The organism is Dyadobacter sp. OTU695 (assembly GCF_038440355.1).
In the GTDB taxonomy this organism is placed as follows: Bacteria; Bacteroidota; Bacteroidia; order Cytophagales; family Spirosomataceae; genus Dyadobacter.
On sequence record NZ_JASATN010000005.1, the window covers coordinates 157,980 to 174,469 of the forward strand.

The window sequence follows — 16,490 nt, forward strand, 5'->3', positions numbered from 1 at the left end:
GGATTGTTAAGAAACTTTGGAATAACTCTTACCTAAACTAATTACCATGACAAATCTTCTGATATCGATTCTGATCGGTGCGCTGGCAGGCTGGCTGGCCGACAAGGTATTTAGCCGCTTCTCATTGTCGTTGTGGTTGCAAATACTCCTGGGTATTATAGGTGGCTTTGTTGGAGGGTGGGTATTGGGAAACGACCTGGAAGCTGTACTCGGCCTTCCGTCAATCGTTTCGCGAATCCTGACATCCTTTATAGGAGCAATTATTGTACTTGGAATAACTGCATTAATTAAAGGAAAGAAACCGGCCTGAATAACAGTTGAATATTTGTTTTAAAAGGGTATAATAAACCGCCGGAAAGCCTGGCTCTCCGGCGGAAAAAGGTGTTTCCTGCCAAATTTTACGGGTCAAAATTTGCTAAAAAAGCGGCAACACGAATATCTTCGCCCCATTGTTAATCAGTCTTTTTTCGGGGTATGCGTACAAGGAAGATCATTCCGGGTCTAGTTTTTTCTATTATTCTCTCATTATCAACAACATTTGCACAAAACAAAGTCGACCTCTCCAATCCAATCAATGCGGCCCGCCTGAAAGCGGAGAAGGATACCGCCTGGCATAAGATCGAATTCGGCGCGAATCTCAACCAGGGGTCGTTTAGTTCCAACTGGACCGGCGGTGGCGTGAATTCGGTAGCCCTCGGCGTATTCTTCAACGCATTGAACGAAACCAAGAGAGGTAAGGATTCGTGGCGCAACGATTTCCAATCGCAATATGGTATCGTGCGCAACAAGGGCCAGGAAAGCCGCAAGAATGCCGACCGCATTTTCTTCGATACCAAATACAACCGCGAGCTCTCCCCTAAATGGAGTTTCTTCGCGAATTTCAACTTTCTTTCGCAGTTCGCGGCGGGTTATGAGTATAGCGCAAGTACCGATTCGGTCGCTTTCAAGAGGAAGGTCTCCGGCCTGTTTTCGCCCGCCTATCTCACGGAGGCGATCGGTATTGAATACCGTCCTGCCCCCTATTTCTTCGTCGATCTGGCGCCCGGCGCATTGCGGCAGACGATCGTAGCCGACCGGGATTTGTACGTTAATACGCCGGATCAGAAAAACTATGGCGTACCCATCGGCAAGCGTGTGCGCACGGAAGCCGCGATCATTCAGCTCGTAGCCAACTTTGATAAGGACGTGGCTAAGGGCGTCAACCTGAAATTCAGGTACCTGCTGTTTTCAAGCTTCCAGCATCCTTTGGAAATCGACAACCGCCTGGACGGCCAGCTAACGGCCAAGATCAACAAATATGTGAATGTGAACCTTGGCGCTATCATCGTGTACGACAAGGACCAGAGCAGCAAAATCCAGTTTGCCCAGGCATTGAGCATCGGCTTCCTGTTCGCACTCTGATCAGCAGGTCTGCTTCCAGAGTGTGCCGTTTACCGTATGGTAGGCTTGTAAAATGCCCTCGTTGTGCAGCGAGCCGAGCTGGTGTTCGCTGCTTTCGAAACTTTGTCCTGTCAGGTCGGCAAATTCTTTGGTGGTAAGGGTCGGGTATTTGCCAAACAAGTCCTGCCAGCTCTTACTGTACCAACTCTTCGGGGCACCGGGATAGATTTTGTCGATTGCCGCTTCAAATACTTCGTAAGGTTTAAAACCATAAACCTTCTCATACCGGCCCTCCCGGTTGAAGATCAGGAACGTCGGGAAGCCCCGCACGCCCCATTGAGCCGCCAGCTGCAAATCCGCCTGGAAGATGGGGACAGCGTCGGTCTGGTAGTGCTGTTCGAGCAGGCCGACATCGAGGCCCGCATCATGGGCAGCATCGGCCAGGTGCTCCCATTTTGTGATGTTTTTCTTTTCTAAAAACACCATTTCCCGGATCCGCCGCAGAAAGGAAACCGCCTTGCTTTCGTCCTGCATTTGAGCCGCTTTGAACGCCACCGACGGCGGGTAGGACGAATGCAGCGGATCTTCCAGCCATACATCGCCGATAATGGGCATCTGATAATGCCGGCTTACCTCGTCCCAATGCGGCGCGACGTCCGTCGGCTTGCTGATTCCCCCGCTGTTGTAGGACCAGTCGGGCAAGAGGCCGCCCATCCGGTATTCGACTTCCACCAACCGGCCGTATTCCAGTTTCAGTTTTCGCAACTGCGGCTCAATACCCCAGCAGGTAGAACAGATCGGGTCGGTGAAGTAGATAATTTTTAACGGCTTGCTTCCCGCTTCAACAGGAGCATGGACATTTTCGTCAGAAGCAGACGGCATTTCGCAAACGCCGCTTTCCGTATCGCAAAGCAGTGGATTGTTTTTCATACCCGAAAGTAGCCGCCAGGCAGTTTACTATTGTTATCGATTTCCCTTTGGTAACCAGTTACCTGTTGGAAACTATGGATCCGCCCAGTAAGTTTGCGGACGACTATTACACGAAGATTAGATGAAAAAACAGGCCTCTTGCAACACCTCCCCACAGTGCAGAAAAAGGATCCTTGCCATTAAGGACACGATGGAGATCCTTTCCGGAAAGTGGAAATTTCACATCCTGGGAACCCTGCTCCTCAACGATAAAATGCGTTTCATGGACCTGCTGCGGGAAGTAGACGGCATTGCCGCGAAAATGCTTTCCAAGGAATTACATGATATGGAAATGAACCAGTTGATCACCCGCCGCGTGCTCGACACGAAGCCCGTGACCGTCGAATACGAGCTCACTGAATACGGCAGGTCAGTAGAACCGATCATTAATGAAATTGCCAGCTGGGGTATGGTGTACCGCAAGGGCATCGTAGCATAATGCGAAACCGGCCCTGTGAAAGAAATTTCAGCATTTGTGAAGCCTAACCTTTACATTAGCCGACCGAATCCGCTTCCAATATGACCGAAAAAAAACAGCCAGACCGTCCTTCCGCGCAAATATCCATTGCTGTCCTGCCATTTGTGAACCTGAGCCAGGACCCCGAAGAGGAATATTTCAGCGATGGCGTGACCGAGGAAATCATCAATGCATTGAGCCGCGTGCCGGGTTTGCAGGTTGCCGGCCGGACTTCGTCTTTTACTTTCAAAGGCCAGCATCACGAGCCGCAATGGATCGGCAGACAGCTCCATGCGGAATATCTGCTGGAAGGCAGTTTGCAGACCTCGGGAAACAAGTTGGTGATCGCAGCGAGACTTGTGAAGGCCGACGATGGAGCCCAGATCTGGTCCGAAAATTATGACCGGGCACTGGAAGATATATTCGATGTACAGGAAGAAATCGCGCAGGCCATTCTGGGCGCTGTCAAAATCGAGCTGCTGGGCGAGGAACCGGGAATCGCTTTCAAACGGTATACCAACAACAAAGAGGCTTACCAGCTTTATCTGCGGGCGCGGTTTTACCATAACAAGTTTGGCGGAAGCGACGACTACCACAAGGCAATCGGCTATTTCCGGGCAGCCCTTGAAATCGATCCCTCTTACGCGATCGCCTACTCTGGCATTGCATCCTGCTATCTCAATATGTGGTTTTACAGACTTCTCCCGGCCGCGAAAGCATTGCCGCTGATGAAGGAAGCTACCGATCACGCGCTGGCGCTGGACAACGGCATTGCCGAAAGTTACCTCGCGCTCGCACGTATGCAAATGCTTTACGAATGGGATTTTGCGGCTGCCGAAGATTCTTTCGGGAAAGCACTGAAACTTAATTGGAACACGGCCGATCTGCACGGACAATACGCCCTCTACCTGGCGCTTACGGACCGTCCGGCAGAAGCCGAAGAAGAAGTGGCACAAGCGCTTGCGCTTGAACCGTTTTCGCTCATCAATAATTTCTACGCTGCCTATGTGTACTGGATTTCAGCCAAATTCGACCTGGCCGTCGGGCAAGGGCGCAAGCTCATAGCGCTGGATTCTACTTTCTGGGGCGGCCATATGGTCACCGGTTTGAACCTGATCACGCTGCGAGATTACCCCGCGGCCCAGGATGCCATTGAAACCGCCCTGGAGATCAACTATAACGGCATAACGCTGAGTGCCTGCGGCGTTCTTTTCGGATTATCGGGCGAAACTGACAGTGCCAGGGACATTCTCAAGCAAATGGATTCGCTTGGTAAAACAAGCGTCGTAACCAATTATGATTTGGGTATCGTAAATGCCTCGATCGGTGAAACCGCGACGGCCGTTGCCTGTTTCCAGGCCGCCATCGATAAACATGAACCGCCGATGTTATTTTTCAAATACATCGTCAGGGACTGGCTCTCGGGCGATTTGTATGATGAACGCTATGAAAAACTGGTTGGCCAGGTAACGAAATAAGCCTTAGATTTTTTAAATATTTTATTTGCGTTACAACATCAGAATTTTATTCTACCTTTGAAGCTTAACAAAATAGTAAAAGTATGAACAAGGGTAGGGTCAAATTTTTTAATGAAACGAAAGGTTTCGGTTTCATTTCTCCTGAAGATGGAGGAGATGACATTTTTGTACACACATCAGGTCTGAAAGACAATGTTCGTGAAAACGACGTTGTGACTTACGAAGTTGAGAACGGCCGGAAAGGACTGAATGCTGTCAACGTTACGTTAGTCTGAGCGATCACATTATACGATAAACGGATAATCCTCCTTTTTTCTGGGAGGATTTTTTATTTTGAAACGCAGCATTAACACCCATCCTTTATGGCATTTATCGACATAGTTCTTCGCCGGCCTTCGTACGGATGGCAAGATGAACACGGAAATCTGATCAAACCGCGGCCGGGCCAGATTTTCGCCGAATTCTTCAAACGGTTAAACGTAGTGCAGGACAAAAGGAACTGGCTGTCGCTGATGAGCTGGGTGAAAGTGCTCTGTATGGTGCCGTTTCTGGCGCTTTTTATTTTCAAATTCTTCAATATCTGGTTGCTGCTGGCGGCATTCGTGTACAGCATGTTCATCATGGGCACGCACGGCACCATCTGGCACCACCGCTATTGCACACACGGCGCATACAAGTTCAGGAACCGGTTCTGGCGGGCTTTCACCCAAAATCTCACGATTTGCATGATCCCGGAAGAGATATATGTGGTTTCGCATCACGTACACCACGCCAAATCCGACCGTCCGGGCGACCCCTACAATGCGGAAGCAGGGTTTCTTTATTGCTTCCTCGCCGACGTCAATCATCAGCCCATCGCATCAGATCTTAGTGAGGCGCAATATAACCGCGTGAAATCGCTGATGAAGCACACGGGCGTTATCGCAAATTCCTACCAGCAATACCTGTCCTGGGGCTCCTACCAGCATCCGGGAAGGGCCGTCCTGTACTGGCTGCTCAACTGGTCGTTCTGGTATGCCGCATTCTTCCTGCTAGGCGGGCACGCGCTGGCCTGCACCCTGTTCGGCGCTGCCGGCTTTTGGGCCGTTGGCGTGCGCACCTTTAATTACGAAGGACATGCAAAGGGTGAGGACAAGCAACGCCCGGGAACCGATTTCAATCAGAACGACAAGTCTATCAACCAGCTTTGGCCGGGGATTGTCGCCGGCGAATGGCACAACAATCACCACCTTTTTCCCAAAAGCGCCCGCAGCGGTTTTAAACCCCACCAGGTAGATTTGGCATGGTACTATATCAAATTGATGAGCACACTGGGTGCCATATCCAGCTACCATGATTCGAAAAAACAGTTTTACCAACAATACGAATCTCCCTATCGCGAGACAATGCGAAATACCGCGAAGCGTGCCGAAGCCGGGGAACTCCTTAGCCAGCCCCAAGATAACTCCGGATATCAAACACATTGAATCCCAGTATAACGGGATTCCCAGGAGCGGATTTAAACCGTATAGACAGGGAGCCCGGGCCGGTGGAAATGCTGTTGGAAAGCACCGCAGATGATATGGGACAGTAAACCGGCCAATTGCCCATCGCAGCCAGCCCTTTGATGATCGCCTGCTCGGCGGCGGAAAAGTCTGCATCCGAAGTGAGGGTAAGGGTAATGCCATCGACAGCGAGCAAGGAGCCCACTGCATGGGTAAGGCTTCCGTTGGCCCCAAAATAAGTCTGCCAGTCGGCACTGTCGATCCACGGAGGCGCGGCTTGCGATGCCCAGGCCTGGTGCAACAAGGAGGAATTGTACCACGAACCGGGTGTAACGGTAACAGACGCAAAATGGTCGAACTGGACGGAAACGGTGATCTTACTCAAAGCAAATTTCCTGCTCACATAAAATGCGGCCGAACTGCCCGTCCATATTCCGAAATAATTAGGATCATCGCCGGGTACCCATGAGTTGGAAACATCCGGGTCGTCGTTGGTCGAGTCAAAGGAGAATCCCGTCCCGGGAGAGGCCCTTAATATGGTTTTCAAATCTGAAAAAGTAGGCGAAAAATCAGCAGGTTTGGCATCTGCCCCTTCATAAGGCTGCAAAGCAGCCTGCGCACCGTTGATCAGCAGCTGCGTAGAAAGGTCCGAGCGACCGATGTTGGCTACCGACGGCGCATGCAACATCGCCCATTGAAACCACACAGTCGGTAATGTATTGGCAGGCGGCGGGGGCGACAGCGTATTGAGATAAGCCTGCCATGCTACATAAGTATCCGCACCAATGTCTTTCACGAAAGCACTTTCAGGGAACGAAAGCCCATTTACCACCGCCGCATACTGACTGAAAAATCTCGGTTGCTGAAAAAGCCACCGGTTGTATTTGAGCGTCACCGGCGGAACGATGTCGAAACAATCCCAAAGGCCCTGGTCGCTTACAGGCACCGCCGGGGGCTGCAACAGCTGGAAATGCCGGACCGATAGGTTCAGACTGCCAGCCAACTGGTTGTACCACCCGTCTGTGACGGCGGTCATCGCTTCGGTAGGAGTATCGTAGGTAGTGATCATGTTACTTCGTGAAAGATGGTTTCCGCACGCAGAGGTAAAATCAAAACAGAAGGCTGGCGTTACCCAGCCTTCCAAAGAAAACACTAGACGGTAGCAAGGCTGTCGGCAGCGAAAGCCCTGGCCGATTCAAAGAGCGAAATGCCCAGGCTCGAAGAGTGGCCCACGAATTCACCTGCTGACAATACGTTCACACCCAGCACGACAGGCACTCCCGGAATGCTGCTGGTGGTGATCGTCATATTGCCCTCTTCGTTGAATGTAACGCGGTTGGTCGACGTGCTGCCGCTGTCGCCCGAGTAGAACGGCCAGAAACCGGATGAGCCACTGGATGTGATTGTCTGCTGGTCAAGAGACGAATATTTGGCGTTCGAAGTAATGGTAATGGACATACCCGACGCTACGATCACGTTCGCGGCGAAGTACTGCATGTTACCGTCTTTGCCAAAGGTATTGTTCCAGTTGATCGACGACTGGCCGCTCCAAGGGTTACCGGTTTGGTTGGCAAATGCGAGGCCCATCGCGGATGAATAATACCATGCGCCCGGCGTGTTGGACAGAACGAGGATGTGCTCAAAGCTGGCATCTACCTGAATGCGGCTGGAAGCGAATTGTTCGCTGAGCGTCGACGTAGAGCTGCTGCCACCCCACAAACCGAAGAATCCCGACTTGGAGCTGCCTGCCCAGGAGCTGCTAACATTGGTGTTCATCGTGTTGCTGTCGAACGAGAACGAGCGGGAAGGGGCGCTGGCCAGCTGGTTTACCAGATCGGCGTAGTTCAGTTGCCAGTCGAAGTTGATCGGCAGTCCCTGAGGCGTTGTGTACACCAATGTCAGCTCGTTCTGGGCGGTTGCGATCGGGTCGAGCAGAATGGCCGCATAATCGGAAGAGCCGATATTGGCCACGCTTGGCGCGTTGAACATCGCCCAGTTCCTGAACATCGTCGGGATCTGGTTCATACTCGGTGCAGGTTGCGTCTGCACGTAAGCCTGCCATGCGGCGAAATTTTCTGCCCCAATGTCCGCCTTCACATCGATGTTGCGCGAAGGAACGAGCGCCGAAAGCAAGCCTCTGTAATTGTTATAGAACTGATTCCCACCGCTGGCAACAAACTGAGCGGTCAGTGTTTTCGGAGGGATGTTGTTATAGTAAGCCCAGAAAGTCGGGTTTGCGGCAGTACCACTCGCAATCGGTGGCGCTGGCTGAATGATCTGAAAAGAGTCCTGGCTTTGTCCCAATCCCTGGATCAAACCATTGTACCAGCCGTCTTGTAAATCTAGAAAGTTGCTCATTGTGACGTATGAATAATCCCCTGTTGTAAGACGGCAGGATCCGTCCCTGTAATCAATCCTCTTACAGGTAAGCCCGTTTTTTCAAGTGGTTGCTGAGCTCCACCGTACAAAAGCTTTTGTTTGACAAAGTTTCGTAGAAATAATTCTTCAAAAACGACTACAAACACCTGTTTTAAAAAACACGTGTTTACACCTGCTTCAAGGAAAAAACAGGGACCTGTTAAGAAAATAAGGGGTAAATGGTCTGGCGGAGTGCCAGAATTAAGTATAGAACTACTTCGAAATCAAATATTTGCAACAGTGGCCGCAAGCCATTCACGGACAATGCCCGACAGCACCTGCCGGCTTGCTTCCACAGCTTCCATATTTTTAAAGGAAGCAATGGCCCGGTCGTTTTCCCGCCAAACCAGCAGCCCCGATCCGTCCTGCACAAGTCTTTCTTGTGGCTGTTCCTTCACTTTTGGCCCGCGGTGAAAAACGAGCTGGATTTGCTTGGGAGGCTGAATCCGCATCGTGATCCTGTCTTCGGTACCAGCCGAATAGTTAGGGCCATTCCATTTGATATTTTCTTCGAGCAATGGACTCGCCCCCAAAATAATCAGGCGCAATGCTTCTATCTCCGACCGGAGGGGATGATGTAGTTCGTCCAGAAATCGGGTAACATCTTGGTTCAGCGGCATTGGTCCGGGAGATTAGTAGTGATTAAAAAGCCTTATTTTAAAATAGGCTGACAAAATCGTATCGTGTTGCCGTCGGCGTCGGTAACATAAAACTCCCTCCTGCCCCACGTCTGATCTACCGGGCCCTGATGTACCGGCGATCCGGCCTTACCCGAGGTATCCAGCCCCCGCTCTTTGTATTTCGCGAACAATGCATCCACATCGTCTACCCAAAAGTAAACAACCGACCCGAAAAGGGCCTCGCTCTCTGCCGTGGTTATTTGCAGATTCCAACCTTCTCTGCCAAGATCCACTACGGGTGAACCGGCATGGTCGTTGGGGTCGGTCATCCGGAAATCCAGCACCTCGGTATAGTGCCGGATAGCGTCGGGCATATTGGTGATTTTGAACAGGGGGACGATCATATCAATCAGCTGGTTTTGTGTTCCAATGTACCGATTTATAGAAAGTAACTTAAAAATACCCAAACAGGCAAAAAAGGCAGGTGTATCAGGAAGGGTTTTTGTCAGTTTCTATGTACAGGCGACCGGAGGGGTCATTAACGTCACCGTTTTGAAAGGACTTGGATACGGCTGCGACCGCGAAGCAGTACGTTTAGTGAACTCGATGCCCAGATGGAAAGCCGGCAAGGAGAGCGGCATGCCCGTCAGAACCAGATATAACCTACCGATTTCATTTGGCATAAAATAAACAGCCGAAGGCCCGCATCCCGCGTTGCCTCCGGCTGTATGACCGAGATCCTGTTCTTATAATGCAACCGTCCTGGTTGAAATCCCGACCCGGTTCAGAAAATTGATGTGACTGATACAGACGATCAGATCGGCGATTTCGCTTACCATAAAATTGGCCTTCGCACTTTCATAGGTTTCGTCGGCAACCCCATCGATGGAAATGTGCGTGATCTCTTCTGTCAGTTGCAGGGCAACCTTTTCGCGTTCGGAGAAAAGCGGGCTCTCTTTCCATGCCGAAAGCGCAAAAATCCGGCGGGCAGATTCCCCGTTTTGAAGGGCCTCGGCGGTGTGGTAGTCGATACAATAGGCACATTTGTTGATCTGTGAAGCGCGGATCTTGATAAGCTCGATCAGGCTCCGGGGAATTGACGAAGCGTATACCCGCTTTTCGATAGCGGACATGTGCGTCCAGTATTGTGGTTCTTCTTTCCAGACGTCCAGGCGATGTTTAACAACTTTTTGCATGATTGACATGATTTTGTTTTGGTATTACAAAATTCGCCAGGCATACGGAGGAAGTTCTTAAACTGGTTTAAGAAAGGAATTTCTTCCGGATTTCACTCAAATATTCGGGTGTAAAACCCAGGAAAGAGGCCATCAGGTACTGCGGTACCCTTTGCAGAAAGGCAGGATATTTTCTACTAAAATCCTGGTACAGGTCCTCTTTCGACATTTCGTACGTCTTCCGAATCCGCATTTGCGAAGCTGCGTACGCGCGTTGGAACACGGCGTGAAAGTATTCGTTCAGTTCCGGTAATGCCGATAGCATTTTTCGCTGTTGCCCGGCAGAAATTGCAAGCACTTCCGTCGCCTCTATGGCGCGGATCGAAAACTGCGCGGTACCGCCATCCTGGAAGGCCATAAAATCACTTGCCCACCAGTTCTCCAATGCGAAGTCGATAGTCTGTTCCACGCCGTTCTGCCGCAGGTAAAACAAATGCACACATCCTTTCACGATAAAAAACTTATCAGGGCAGTGCTGCCCCTCTTCTAGCAGCAGCTCCTTTTTTTTAAAGGCCCTCGCCTCAAAAAAATCGCCGATCGAATCCAGTTTCTCAGGGCTGATTGAAGAAAATCGGGCAATATGGGTAATGAGTTGCTGCATAGGTGTGCTTGCGATTTGTGCGGGAGTAAAATTACGGCATTTGAGCTTTGCATGAATCGGCCGACAAAAAATATGCGTTTTCGTGCACGCACCATAAATCATCCTGGGAGAAATTACTAAATTCGTTTTTCTCAAGATATTTTTATGCGCGACGACGACCATCTCTATGATCTGGAATTGTACAGCCTCGCAAAGTCAGGTGATGAAAACGCCTTTACGATGCTGTACCGCCGTCATTGGCAGAACCTGTTCAATGGGGCTTACAAGCGGCTGCAATGCAAAGACCAGTCGCAGGACATCGTCCAGAACATATTCATTGATTTCTGGGAAAGGAGGAATTCCGTGAACGTGGGCAACGTAGAGGCCTACCTTCATACAGCCGTGCGTTTTCAGGTATTCAAATACACTGCCCGGCAGCCACACAATGCACAATTGCTCAACAGCTTCGAAGCAAGCCTGGCTGCCGCGGGCCATGCCGACGACGCGGTACTCGAAGAGGAAATCCGCACACTCCTCAGCTTATGGATCGAAGCACTGCCTTTCAAACGCCGCGAAATTTTCCTGCAACACTACTTCGAGGGTCTATCCACCGCGGAAATCGCGACGCGGCTCAACATCACCCAGAAAACTGTCCAGAACCAGCTCAATACCGCCACGATCGAGCTCCGCACCAAGTTTGATAAAATTTTGTGTCTCGACCTGATCGCATTCGCAATTTTCTTCCAGTAATGCCAGCTGAGGGTTTTTATTCGGCCTTTTTGAAAAAAATAGAAAAAAAATCCTGATCCGCTTTGGGAGTAAGGGCCGCGTTTCGGTACATGTGTCAAAGAACGGCACCGAAACTGCCGTCCGTTTCTATCATGAAAGCATTTGAAGGCAAGGAGGATTTCCTCAAAATAGTCCGAAAATACCTGAACGGCAGCGCCGGTAAAAAGGAACGGGCGTTTCTGGAAAAGTTTTACGAAAGCCACGACAGTAGGCAAAATGTGCTCGATGGCTACACCGACCAGGAAAGGGCGATGCTCGGTCGGGAAATGGAGGAGAATATCCTGCACGGCATTTCGGCTAATCGGGGAAGGAAACTTTTGTCATTTGCCTGGCCAAGGTTCGCCGCCGCCGCTGCCATTGTACTAGTGGCACTCGGCGGGGGGTTTTACCTCCGGCAGCAACCCAAATCAGTCGCCCGGCAAACTGTCGCGAAACCGACAGACTTCGCGCCGGGAGGCGAACGTGCTGTGCTCACATTAGCCGACGGCTCAACCATCTTGCTCGACAGCGCCAGTCCGGGGCACATTGCTAACCAGGGAAGTGCGACCATTACGAAAAATGGCGAAGGCGAGCTAACCTACCAGGTCAGTAAAAAAGACAAGACGATAGCCGGTATGAACACCATCACCACCCCTGCTGGTGGGCAATATAGCATCACACTGCCCGATGGCAGCCAGGTGTGGCTGAATGCGAAGTCCTCCATCACCTTCCCGACTGCTTTTTTCGATCAGGAACGCCACGTGAAAGTGCAGGGGGAAGTGTATTTTGAGATCAAAAAAGATAAGGGACGGCCTTTCGTGGTGGATGTGGATGGAAGGCAGCAGGTAATCGTTACCGGAACACATTTCAACGTGAGCGCCTACGCCGACGAGCCGGAAATACGCACTACATTACTGGAAGGTGCCGTGAGTGTGGCAGCCGGGAAAACAGATAACGGGCAGCTTCGGCTGCTACCCGGTGAGCAGGCCAGTTTTCGTTCTGACGGACATTTTCGCAAGGCGACAGTCGATGTGACTGAGGCGATTGCCTGGAAAAACGGGCTATTTCAATTTCGCGAAACCTCCCTCGCTACGATTATGCGGGACATCGGGCGATGGTATAATGTAGAAGTGACCTATCCCGAAGGCATTCCGCAAAAACGGTTTTCCGGCAAACTGCACCGCAATTCGAAGGCGTCCGAAATACTTGAAATTTTGAAGTTTGCCGGCGTGAACTTCCGGATCGAAGCAAGCGAATCAGCGGGGTACAACGGCAGGATCGTCGTGCTGCCGGCAGCAAAGAACCTATAATAGTCTGTTTTTTCACCAAACCCACCATTTAATGACAGCACATTTACGAAGCCCCTAGCCCGCTCCCCGGTTACAGAAAAAAACCGCAGACGTGCTCGAACCACATCTACGGCGACGTTCAGGCTAACCGCTACGGCATTGCCGTGCAAGAATCTCACATCTTTTATTAACCCAAACTTTGTAAAAGTAATGAATTTTCATTCACAAGGGAAGACTGTGCCCGATGCACAGCCGGTATTCCTGTGCCTTCCAAAAGGGCCCGCGGAACCATTGCGCATCGTAACGTTGTCTAAGCACCAGATCATTATGCGCCTCAATCTGATCACGATGATGCTGATTATCCTGCTGGTCCGTGTCCAGGCAGGGAGTTTCGCCCAACATATTACGCTCTCAGAGAAAAATGCGCCCATCGAACGTGTTTTCGGGGTGATCGAAGCACAAAGCGGACATGTATTTTTCTACGACAGCGAGGATGTGCGCGGCCTGAAAGTAAGCCTCAATATGAGGAACGCGTCTCTTCAGGAGACATTGCGGCAATGTTTTCAGGGATTGCCGCTGGCATACAAGATCGTCGACAAGACCGTGGTGGTGCGAAAGCTGGAAAGTCCTGTCAAAAAAGCCGCCGAACCGCAGCCGGTATCGCTGGCCCGGGATATTCAGGCGGAGATCAGGGTAACCGGCAAGGTACTGGACGATAAAGGTGATGCACTGCCAGGTGTAAGCGTACTGCTCAAAGGATCGAGCCAGGGAACCTCCTCCGATATCAACGGCAACTGGGAACTGTCGGTACCCGACAAGGGAGCGACCCTGGTATTCAGCTTCGTAGGCTTCACGACCCAGGAAGTTGCAGTCGGCAGCCAGTCAACCATTAATATTACAATGGCCCCCGACATTCGCGGACTGGAAGAGCTGGTGGTAGTAGGTTACGGTGCCCAGAAGAAGGTTAACCTGACCGGCGCCATTACTTCCGTCAATTCCGTGGATTTAAATAACCAGTCGGCCTCCAACCTCTCGAACACGCTCGCCGGCCGTGCGCCGGGCGTGAACGTGACTAACACATCCGGGCTCTCGGGCGCATCCTCGTCCATACGTATGCGGGGAAGTTTCGGCGATCCGCTTTATGTGATCGACGGGATTGTGCGCGACAAGGAGGCATTCGACGTACTGGAAGCCAACGAGATCGACCAGATGAACTTCCTGAAAGATGCCGCTACTGCCTCCATTTACGGGTCGCGAGCGGGCAATGGTGTGGTGATGGTAACGACCAAATCCGGCGTTCAGCAGAAGCCGACGTTTAATTTTCAGTCAAACTACTCCACCAACCGGCCGACCCAAACGCTCCTTTCCGACCTGACGACCGCGGAGGACGAGCTTATTTACCAAAACCGGGTAGCGGAGTTCAATGGTACGCCGATCCCCAACGGGCAGCGGGAGTTTGATTATTTCAAAGACAAGCGCTACAATGTACACGATTTCATCTGGCAAAATCCTTATAGCCACCGGCATTCGCTGAGCGTAACGGGCGGTGATAAGAAGATCACTTACTATTCGTTGCTAAGCTACCGTACAGAAGAAGGATCTTATAAAAGTCTCGAAAACGGCAAGTTCAACCTGCGGACCAATGTAACGGCGCAGATCAACGATGCCGTCAAGGTAGGCCTCAATATTGCCGCATACCAGCAGAACCTCGACCGCTTTTACTGGCCATTCACCGGCGACGATGATTTTGACGTGTCAGATTTATACCGCGTGACATTCAACTGGCCCAAGCTGTACCCTTTCTATACAACGGCCGACGGCACACCCGCCGACTACCCGACCGCTTACCCTGTACAAACCCCGATGGGAAGTTGGCAGGCCTGGAGCGTGATCGACCAGGTGATCGGCGACCGCTATATTAAGACCCGTACCCGCAACATGAATTCCATTTTAACCCTGGACATCAAGCTCGACAAGCTCATTCCGGGGCTTTCGACCAAGATCATGGGGAACTACATTGGCGAGGATTACATGCGGAAGAAGTACATGACCTTTCAGAAGAACTATGTTTTCAACCAGGCCGATCCGAACGGAAACCGCTTTATACCTGCGGCCCCCGACGAGAACAAGATCAACATTTTCACATTCAGCCAGAACCAGCAATCTCTGAATTACAACATTTCGACTGGTTGGAGCTACCAGTTCGACTGGTTTCTGAATTACAGCCGCACTTTTGGAAAACACGGTATTGACGGTCTGGTAGTATTCGAACAGGCGCAAAATGCCCTTTATTCCGCCAGCGCGCAGTTAGAGGAGCCATTGACGCCTTACGACCAGTCTTTCGTATATTCTACCGACACCCAGCGCCGCAACGGGAGCGCCTATGAGGAAATCGGAGCGAGAAGGTCTTGGATCGGTCGACTGAACTACAATTTTGACAGCCGGTACATTGCAGAATTCTCGTTCCGCTACGACGGCAACACGCTCTTCCCGAAAGGCAAGCGCTGGGGCTTTTTCCCATCGGTATCGGCGGCGTGGCGTATTTCGGAGGAGCAGTTTATGAAAAACAGCACTTCATTCCTCGACGACCTCAAACTGCGCCTGTCCTACGGAACGACGGGCAACGACCTGAATGTGAACAATGATAAAATCAACGCATTCTCGTACAGCTATCGCTATCAGAATGCCGGCAGTTACATTTTCGGGGACAAACTTTACCAAAGCATTGCGCCGGGCGCTACGCCTAACCCCAACCTGACCTGGGCGACGTCGACCACCTATAACGTCGGTCTGGATTTTGGTTTTCTTAAAAACCGCCTTTACGGAACGCTGGATCTGTTTTTGAAAAAAGAAACAAACATCCTCGGTTCGCGCGTCGTGACGCTCCCGGACAACTACGGACAGAGCCTGGCGCCCGAGAACTATGCGGCCCGGTCATGGCGTGGCGGCGAGCTGTTTATGGAATGGCGCGACAAGGCGTTCGATAATCAGGTGAATTATTCTATCAATGCAAATATTGGGTATTCCAAAGACCGCTGGGATATCCTCGACGAATCGGCGGCGTTCCAGCCCGGCGGCAACCGCCATTTCCAGAGTCAGGTAGGTCAGCCGGCCAATCGCATTATCGGTCTGAAAACCATCGGCATGGTCCGTACCCAGGACCAGCTCGATGCATTGCTTGCCTCGGGATTGAAACAATATGGCCGGAACCCTTACCTGGGCGGGCTCTATTTCGAAGATTTCAGAGGCGACGGCTATGCGCCGGGGCCTGACGGCAAAATCGACGGGAACGACATTCAGGTGCTGTCCACCAATGCAACACCCCGTATCAACTTCGGTTTTGGATTAAATGTGTCGTACAAAGGCCTGGCCATCAACTCGCACTTCCAGGGTGTGGGTGCCTACGACCGCATTATCAGCAACCAGGAAGGAGAAGGAATGCGGCAGCACGGCGGTACCGTGAGGCCGTACTACCCGATCTGGGCCGACGACGTCTGGACACCCGAAAACCCCAATGCCAAATACCCCCGGCCCATCGGACAGAACTGGTACGAGTCGGGAACGGGTGCTACTTCTTTCTGGATCCGTAATGGCGCATACCTGAGGCTTAAAAACCTCAACATTGCCTACAATATCCCGAAAAAATGGGCATCCATGCTCAAACTGGGCAGTCTCCAGGTATACGCGAACGGTACCAACCTGTTCGCTATTTCAAAAGTGAAGGAATTCCATGATCCCGAGCAGAAAAACTACGACTCATTCCCGATCATGAAAACCTATACCGTTGGTCTCGACCTTAAATTCTAAGCTGA

At 51.3% G+C, this 16,490-nt stretch carries 17 protein-coding genes; 10 read left to right on the top strand and 7 right to left on the bottom strand.

Annotation, left to right across the window (positions count from 1 at the left end; all coding sequences use genetic code 11):
* The first annotated feature begins 46 nt into the window (after window positions 1–46).
* Both AAHB90_RS12295 and AAHB90_RS12300 read left to right on the top strand, forming a co-directional pair.
* Window positions 47–310, top strand: coding sequence for a GlsB/YeaQ/YmgE family stress response membrane protein (locus AAHB90_RS12295; protein WP_342085412.1), 264 nt, complete (start codon window positions 47–49; stop codon window positions 308–310).
* A gap of 164 nt (window positions 311–474) precedes the next feature.
* Window positions 475–1,401, top strand: a complete 927-nt coding sequence (locus tag AAHB90_RS12300) for a DUF3078 domain-containing protein (RefSeq protein WP_342085414.1) — start codon at window positions 475–477, stop codon at window positions 1,399–1,401.
* Here the strand turns inward: AAHB90_RS12300 and AAHB90_RS12305 are convergent, their stop codons facing one another.
* Entirely contained in the window at window positions 1,402–2,310 is a 909-nt protein-coding gene (locus tag AAHB90_RS12305) for a ClpXP adapter SpxH family protein (RefSeq protein ID WP_342085415.1), read from the bottom strand. It abuts the gene before it with no gap.
* A gap of 121 nt (window positions 2,311–2,431) precedes the next feature.
* On the opposite strand from AAHB90_RS12305, the gene AAHB90_RS12310 reads away from it, so the two are divergent.
* From AAHB90_RS12310 to AAHB90_RS12325, 4 genes are all read left to right on the top strand, one after another.
* Window positions 2,432–2,788, top strand: coding sequence for a winged helix-turn-helix transcriptional regulator (locus AAHB90_RS12310; RefSeq protein WP_342085416.1), 357 nt, complete (start codon window positions 2,432–2,434; stop codon window positions 2,786–2,788).
* An 80-nt stretch (window positions 2,789–2,868) separates the two neighbouring features.
* Entirely contained in the window at window positions 2,869–4,284 is a 1,416-nt protein-coding gene (locus AAHB90_RS12315; protein ID WP_342085417.1) for an AraC family transcriptional regulator, read from the top strand.
* Between the two features lie 83 nt (window positions 4,285–4,367).
* Window positions 4,368–4,559, top strand: a complete 192-nt coding sequence (locus AAHB90_RS12320; RefSeq protein WP_342085418.1) for a cold-shock protein — start codon at window positions 4,368–4,370, stop codon at window positions 4,557–4,559.
* 87 nt (window positions 4,560–4,646) lie between these two features.
* A complete protein-coding gene (locus AAHB90_RS12325) occupies window positions 4,647–5,750 on the top strand; it encodes a fatty acid desaturase (protein WP_342085419.1) in 1,104 nt (367 codons plus the stop codon).
* Here AAHB90_RS12325 and AAHB90_RS12330 read toward each other — a convergent pair.
* The 4 genes from AAHB90_RS12330 to AAHB90_RS12345 form a co-directional block, all read right to left on the bottom strand.
* On the bottom strand, window positions 5,710–6,837 hold the full coding sequence (locus AAHB90_RS12330; RefSeq protein ID WP_342085420.1) for a hypothetical protein: 1,128 nt from the start codon (window positions 6,835–6,837) through the stop codon (window positions 5,710–5,712). The two genes, AAHB90_RS12325 and AAHB90_RS12330, sit on opposite strands and share 41 nt — an antisense overlap.
* A gap of 83 nt (window positions 6,838–6,920) precedes the next feature.
* Window positions 6,921–8,126: a hypothetical protein gene (locus AAHB90_RS12335; RefSeq protein WP_342085421.1), complete on the bottom strand. Its 1,206-nt coding sequence runs from the start codon at window positions 8,124–8,126 to the stop codon at window positions 6,921–6,923.
* A 284-nt stretch (window positions 8,127–8,410) separates the two neighbouring features.
* On the bottom strand, window positions 8,411–8,806 hold the full coding sequence (locus tag AAHB90_RS12340) for a DUF1801 domain-containing protein (RefSeq protein ID WP_342085422.1): 396 nt from the start codon (window positions 8,804–8,806) through the stop codon (window positions 8,411–8,413).
* A 32-nt stretch (window positions 8,807–8,838) separates the two neighbouring features.
* Window positions 8,839–9,210, bottom strand: a complete 372-nt coding sequence (locus tag AAHB90_RS12345; RefSeq protein ID WP_342085423.1) for a VOC family protein — start codon at window positions 9,208–9,210, stop codon at window positions 8,839–8,841.
* Window positions 9,211–9,235: 25 nt separating this feature from the next.
* On the opposite strand from AAHB90_RS12345, the gene AAHB90_RS32785 reads away from it, so the two are divergent.
* Entirely contained in the window at window positions 9,236–9,496 is a 261-nt protein-coding gene (locus AAHB90_RS32785) for an energy transducer TonB (protein ID WP_446717897.1), read from the top strand.
* Between the two features lie 56 nt (window positions 9,497–9,552).
* Here the strand turns inward: AAHB90_RS32785 and AAHB90_RS12350 are convergent, their stop codons facing one another.
* Together AAHB90_RS12350 and AAHB90_RS12355 are read right to left on the bottom strand one after the other, a co-directional pair.
* The gene (locus AAHB90_RS12350; protein ID WP_342085424.1) at window positions 9,553–10,002 is read right to left on the bottom strand and encodes a carboxymuconolactone decarboxylase family protein; all 450 of its coding nucleotides are present in this window, start codon (window positions 10,000–10,002) and stop codon (window positions 9,553–9,555) included.
* A gap of 67 nt (window positions 10,003–10,069) precedes the next feature.
* Window positions 10,070–10,642, bottom strand: a complete 573-nt coding sequence (locus tag AAHB90_RS12355; RefSeq protein WP_342085425.1) for a Crp/Fnr family transcriptional regulator — start codon at window positions 10,640–10,642, stop codon at window positions 10,070–10,072.
* Between the two features lie 144 nt (window positions 10,643–10,786).
* Between AAHB90_RS12355 and AAHB90_RS12360 the strand changes: the two genes are divergently transcribed.
* The 3 genes from AAHB90_RS12360 to AAHB90_RS12370 all read left to right on the top strand — a co-directional run bounded on the left by AAHB90_RS12360 (window position 10,787) and on the right by AAHB90_RS12370 (window position 16,485).
* Entirely contained in the window at window positions 10,787–11,371 is a 585-nt protein-coding gene (locus tag AAHB90_RS12360; protein ID WP_342085427.1) for an RNA polymerase sigma factor, read from the top strand.
* A gap of 131 nt (window positions 11,372–11,502) precedes the next feature.
* A complete protein-coding gene (locus AAHB90_RS12365) occupies window positions 11,503–12,699 on the top strand; it encodes a FecR family protein (protein ID WP_342085429.1) in 1,197 nt (398 codons plus the stop codon).
* A 189-nt stretch (window positions 12,700–12,888) separates the two neighbouring features.
* Window positions 12,889–16,485 carry a TonB-dependent receptor gene (locus AAHB90_RS12370; RefSeq protein WP_342085431.1) on the top strand — a complete coding sequence of 1,199 codons (3,597 nt, stop codon included), beginning with the start codon at window positions 12,889–12,891 and terminating at the stop codon, window positions 16,483–16,485.
* The last annotated feature ends 5 nt before the right edge of the window (window positions 16,486–16,490 follow it).

Bases quoted from the DNA above. Each gene is read 5' to 3' on its own strand.
- AAHB90_RS12295 (WP_342085412.1), top strand. From the start codon at position 47: ATGACAAATCTTCTGATATCGATTCTGATCGGTGCGCTGGCAGGCTGG.
- AAHB90_RS12300 (WP_342085414.1), top strand. From the start codon at position 475: ATGCGTACAAGGAAGATCATTCCGGGTCTAGTTTTTTCTATTATTCTC.
- AAHB90_RS12305 (WP_342085415.1), bottom strand. From the start codon at position 2,310: ATGAAAAACAATCCACTGCTTTGCGATACGGAAAGCGGCGTTTGCGAA.
- AAHB90_RS12310 (WP_342085416.1), top strand. From the start codon at position 2,432: ATGAAAAAACAGGCCTCTTGCAACACCTCCCCACAGTGCAGAAAAAGG.
- AAHB90_RS12315 (WP_342085417.1), top strand. From the start codon at position 2,869: ATGACCGAAAAAAAACAGCCAGACCGTCCTTCCGCGCAAATATCCATT.
- AAHB90_RS12320 (WP_342085418.1), top strand. From the start codon at position 4,368: ATGAACAAGGGTAGGGTCAAATTTTTTAATGAAACGAAAGGTTTCGGT.
- AAHB90_RS12325 (WP_342085419.1), top strand. From the start codon at position 4,647: ATGGCATTTATCGACATAGTTCTTCGCCGGCCTTCGTACGGATGGCAA.
- AAHB90_RS12330 (WP_342085420.1), bottom strand. From the start codon at position 6,837: ATGATCACTACCTACGATACTCCTACCGAAGCGATGACCGCCGTCACA.
- AAHB90_RS12335 (WP_342085421.1), bottom strand. From the start codon at position 8,126: ATGAGCAACTTTCTAGATTTACAAGACGGCTGGTACAATGGTTTGATC.
- AAHB90_RS12340 (WP_342085422.1), bottom strand. From the start codon at position 8,806: ATGCCGCTGAACCAAGATGTTACCCGATTTCTGGACGAACTACATCAT.
- AAHB90_RS12345 (WP_342085423.1), bottom strand. From the start codon at position 9,210: ATGATCGTCCCCCTGTTCAAAATCACCAATATGCCCGACGCTATCCGG.
- AAHB90_RS32785 (WP_446717897.1), top strand. From the start codon at position 9,236: ATGTACCGATTTATAGAAAGTAACTTAAAAATACCCAAACAGGCAAAA.
- AAHB90_RS12350 (WP_342085424.1), bottom strand. From the start codon at position 10,002: ATGCAAAAAGTTGTTAAACATCGCCTGGACGTCTGGAAAGAAGAACCA.
- AAHB90_RS12355 (WP_342085425.1), bottom strand. From the start codon at position 10,642: ATGCAGCAACTCATTACCCATATTGCCCGATTTTCTTCAATCAGCCCT.
- AAHB90_RS12360 (WP_342085427.1), top strand. From the start codon at position 10,787: ATGCGCGACGACGACCATCTCTATGATCTGGAATTGTACAGCCTCGCA.
- AAHB90_RS12365 (WP_342085429.1), top strand. From the start codon at position 11,503: ATGAAAGCATTTGAAGGCAAGGAGGATTTCCTCAAAATAGTCCGAAAA.
- AAHB90_RS12370 (WP_342085431.1), top strand. From the start codon at position 12,889: ATGAATTTTCATTCACAAGGGAAGACTGTGCCCGATGCACAGCCGGTA.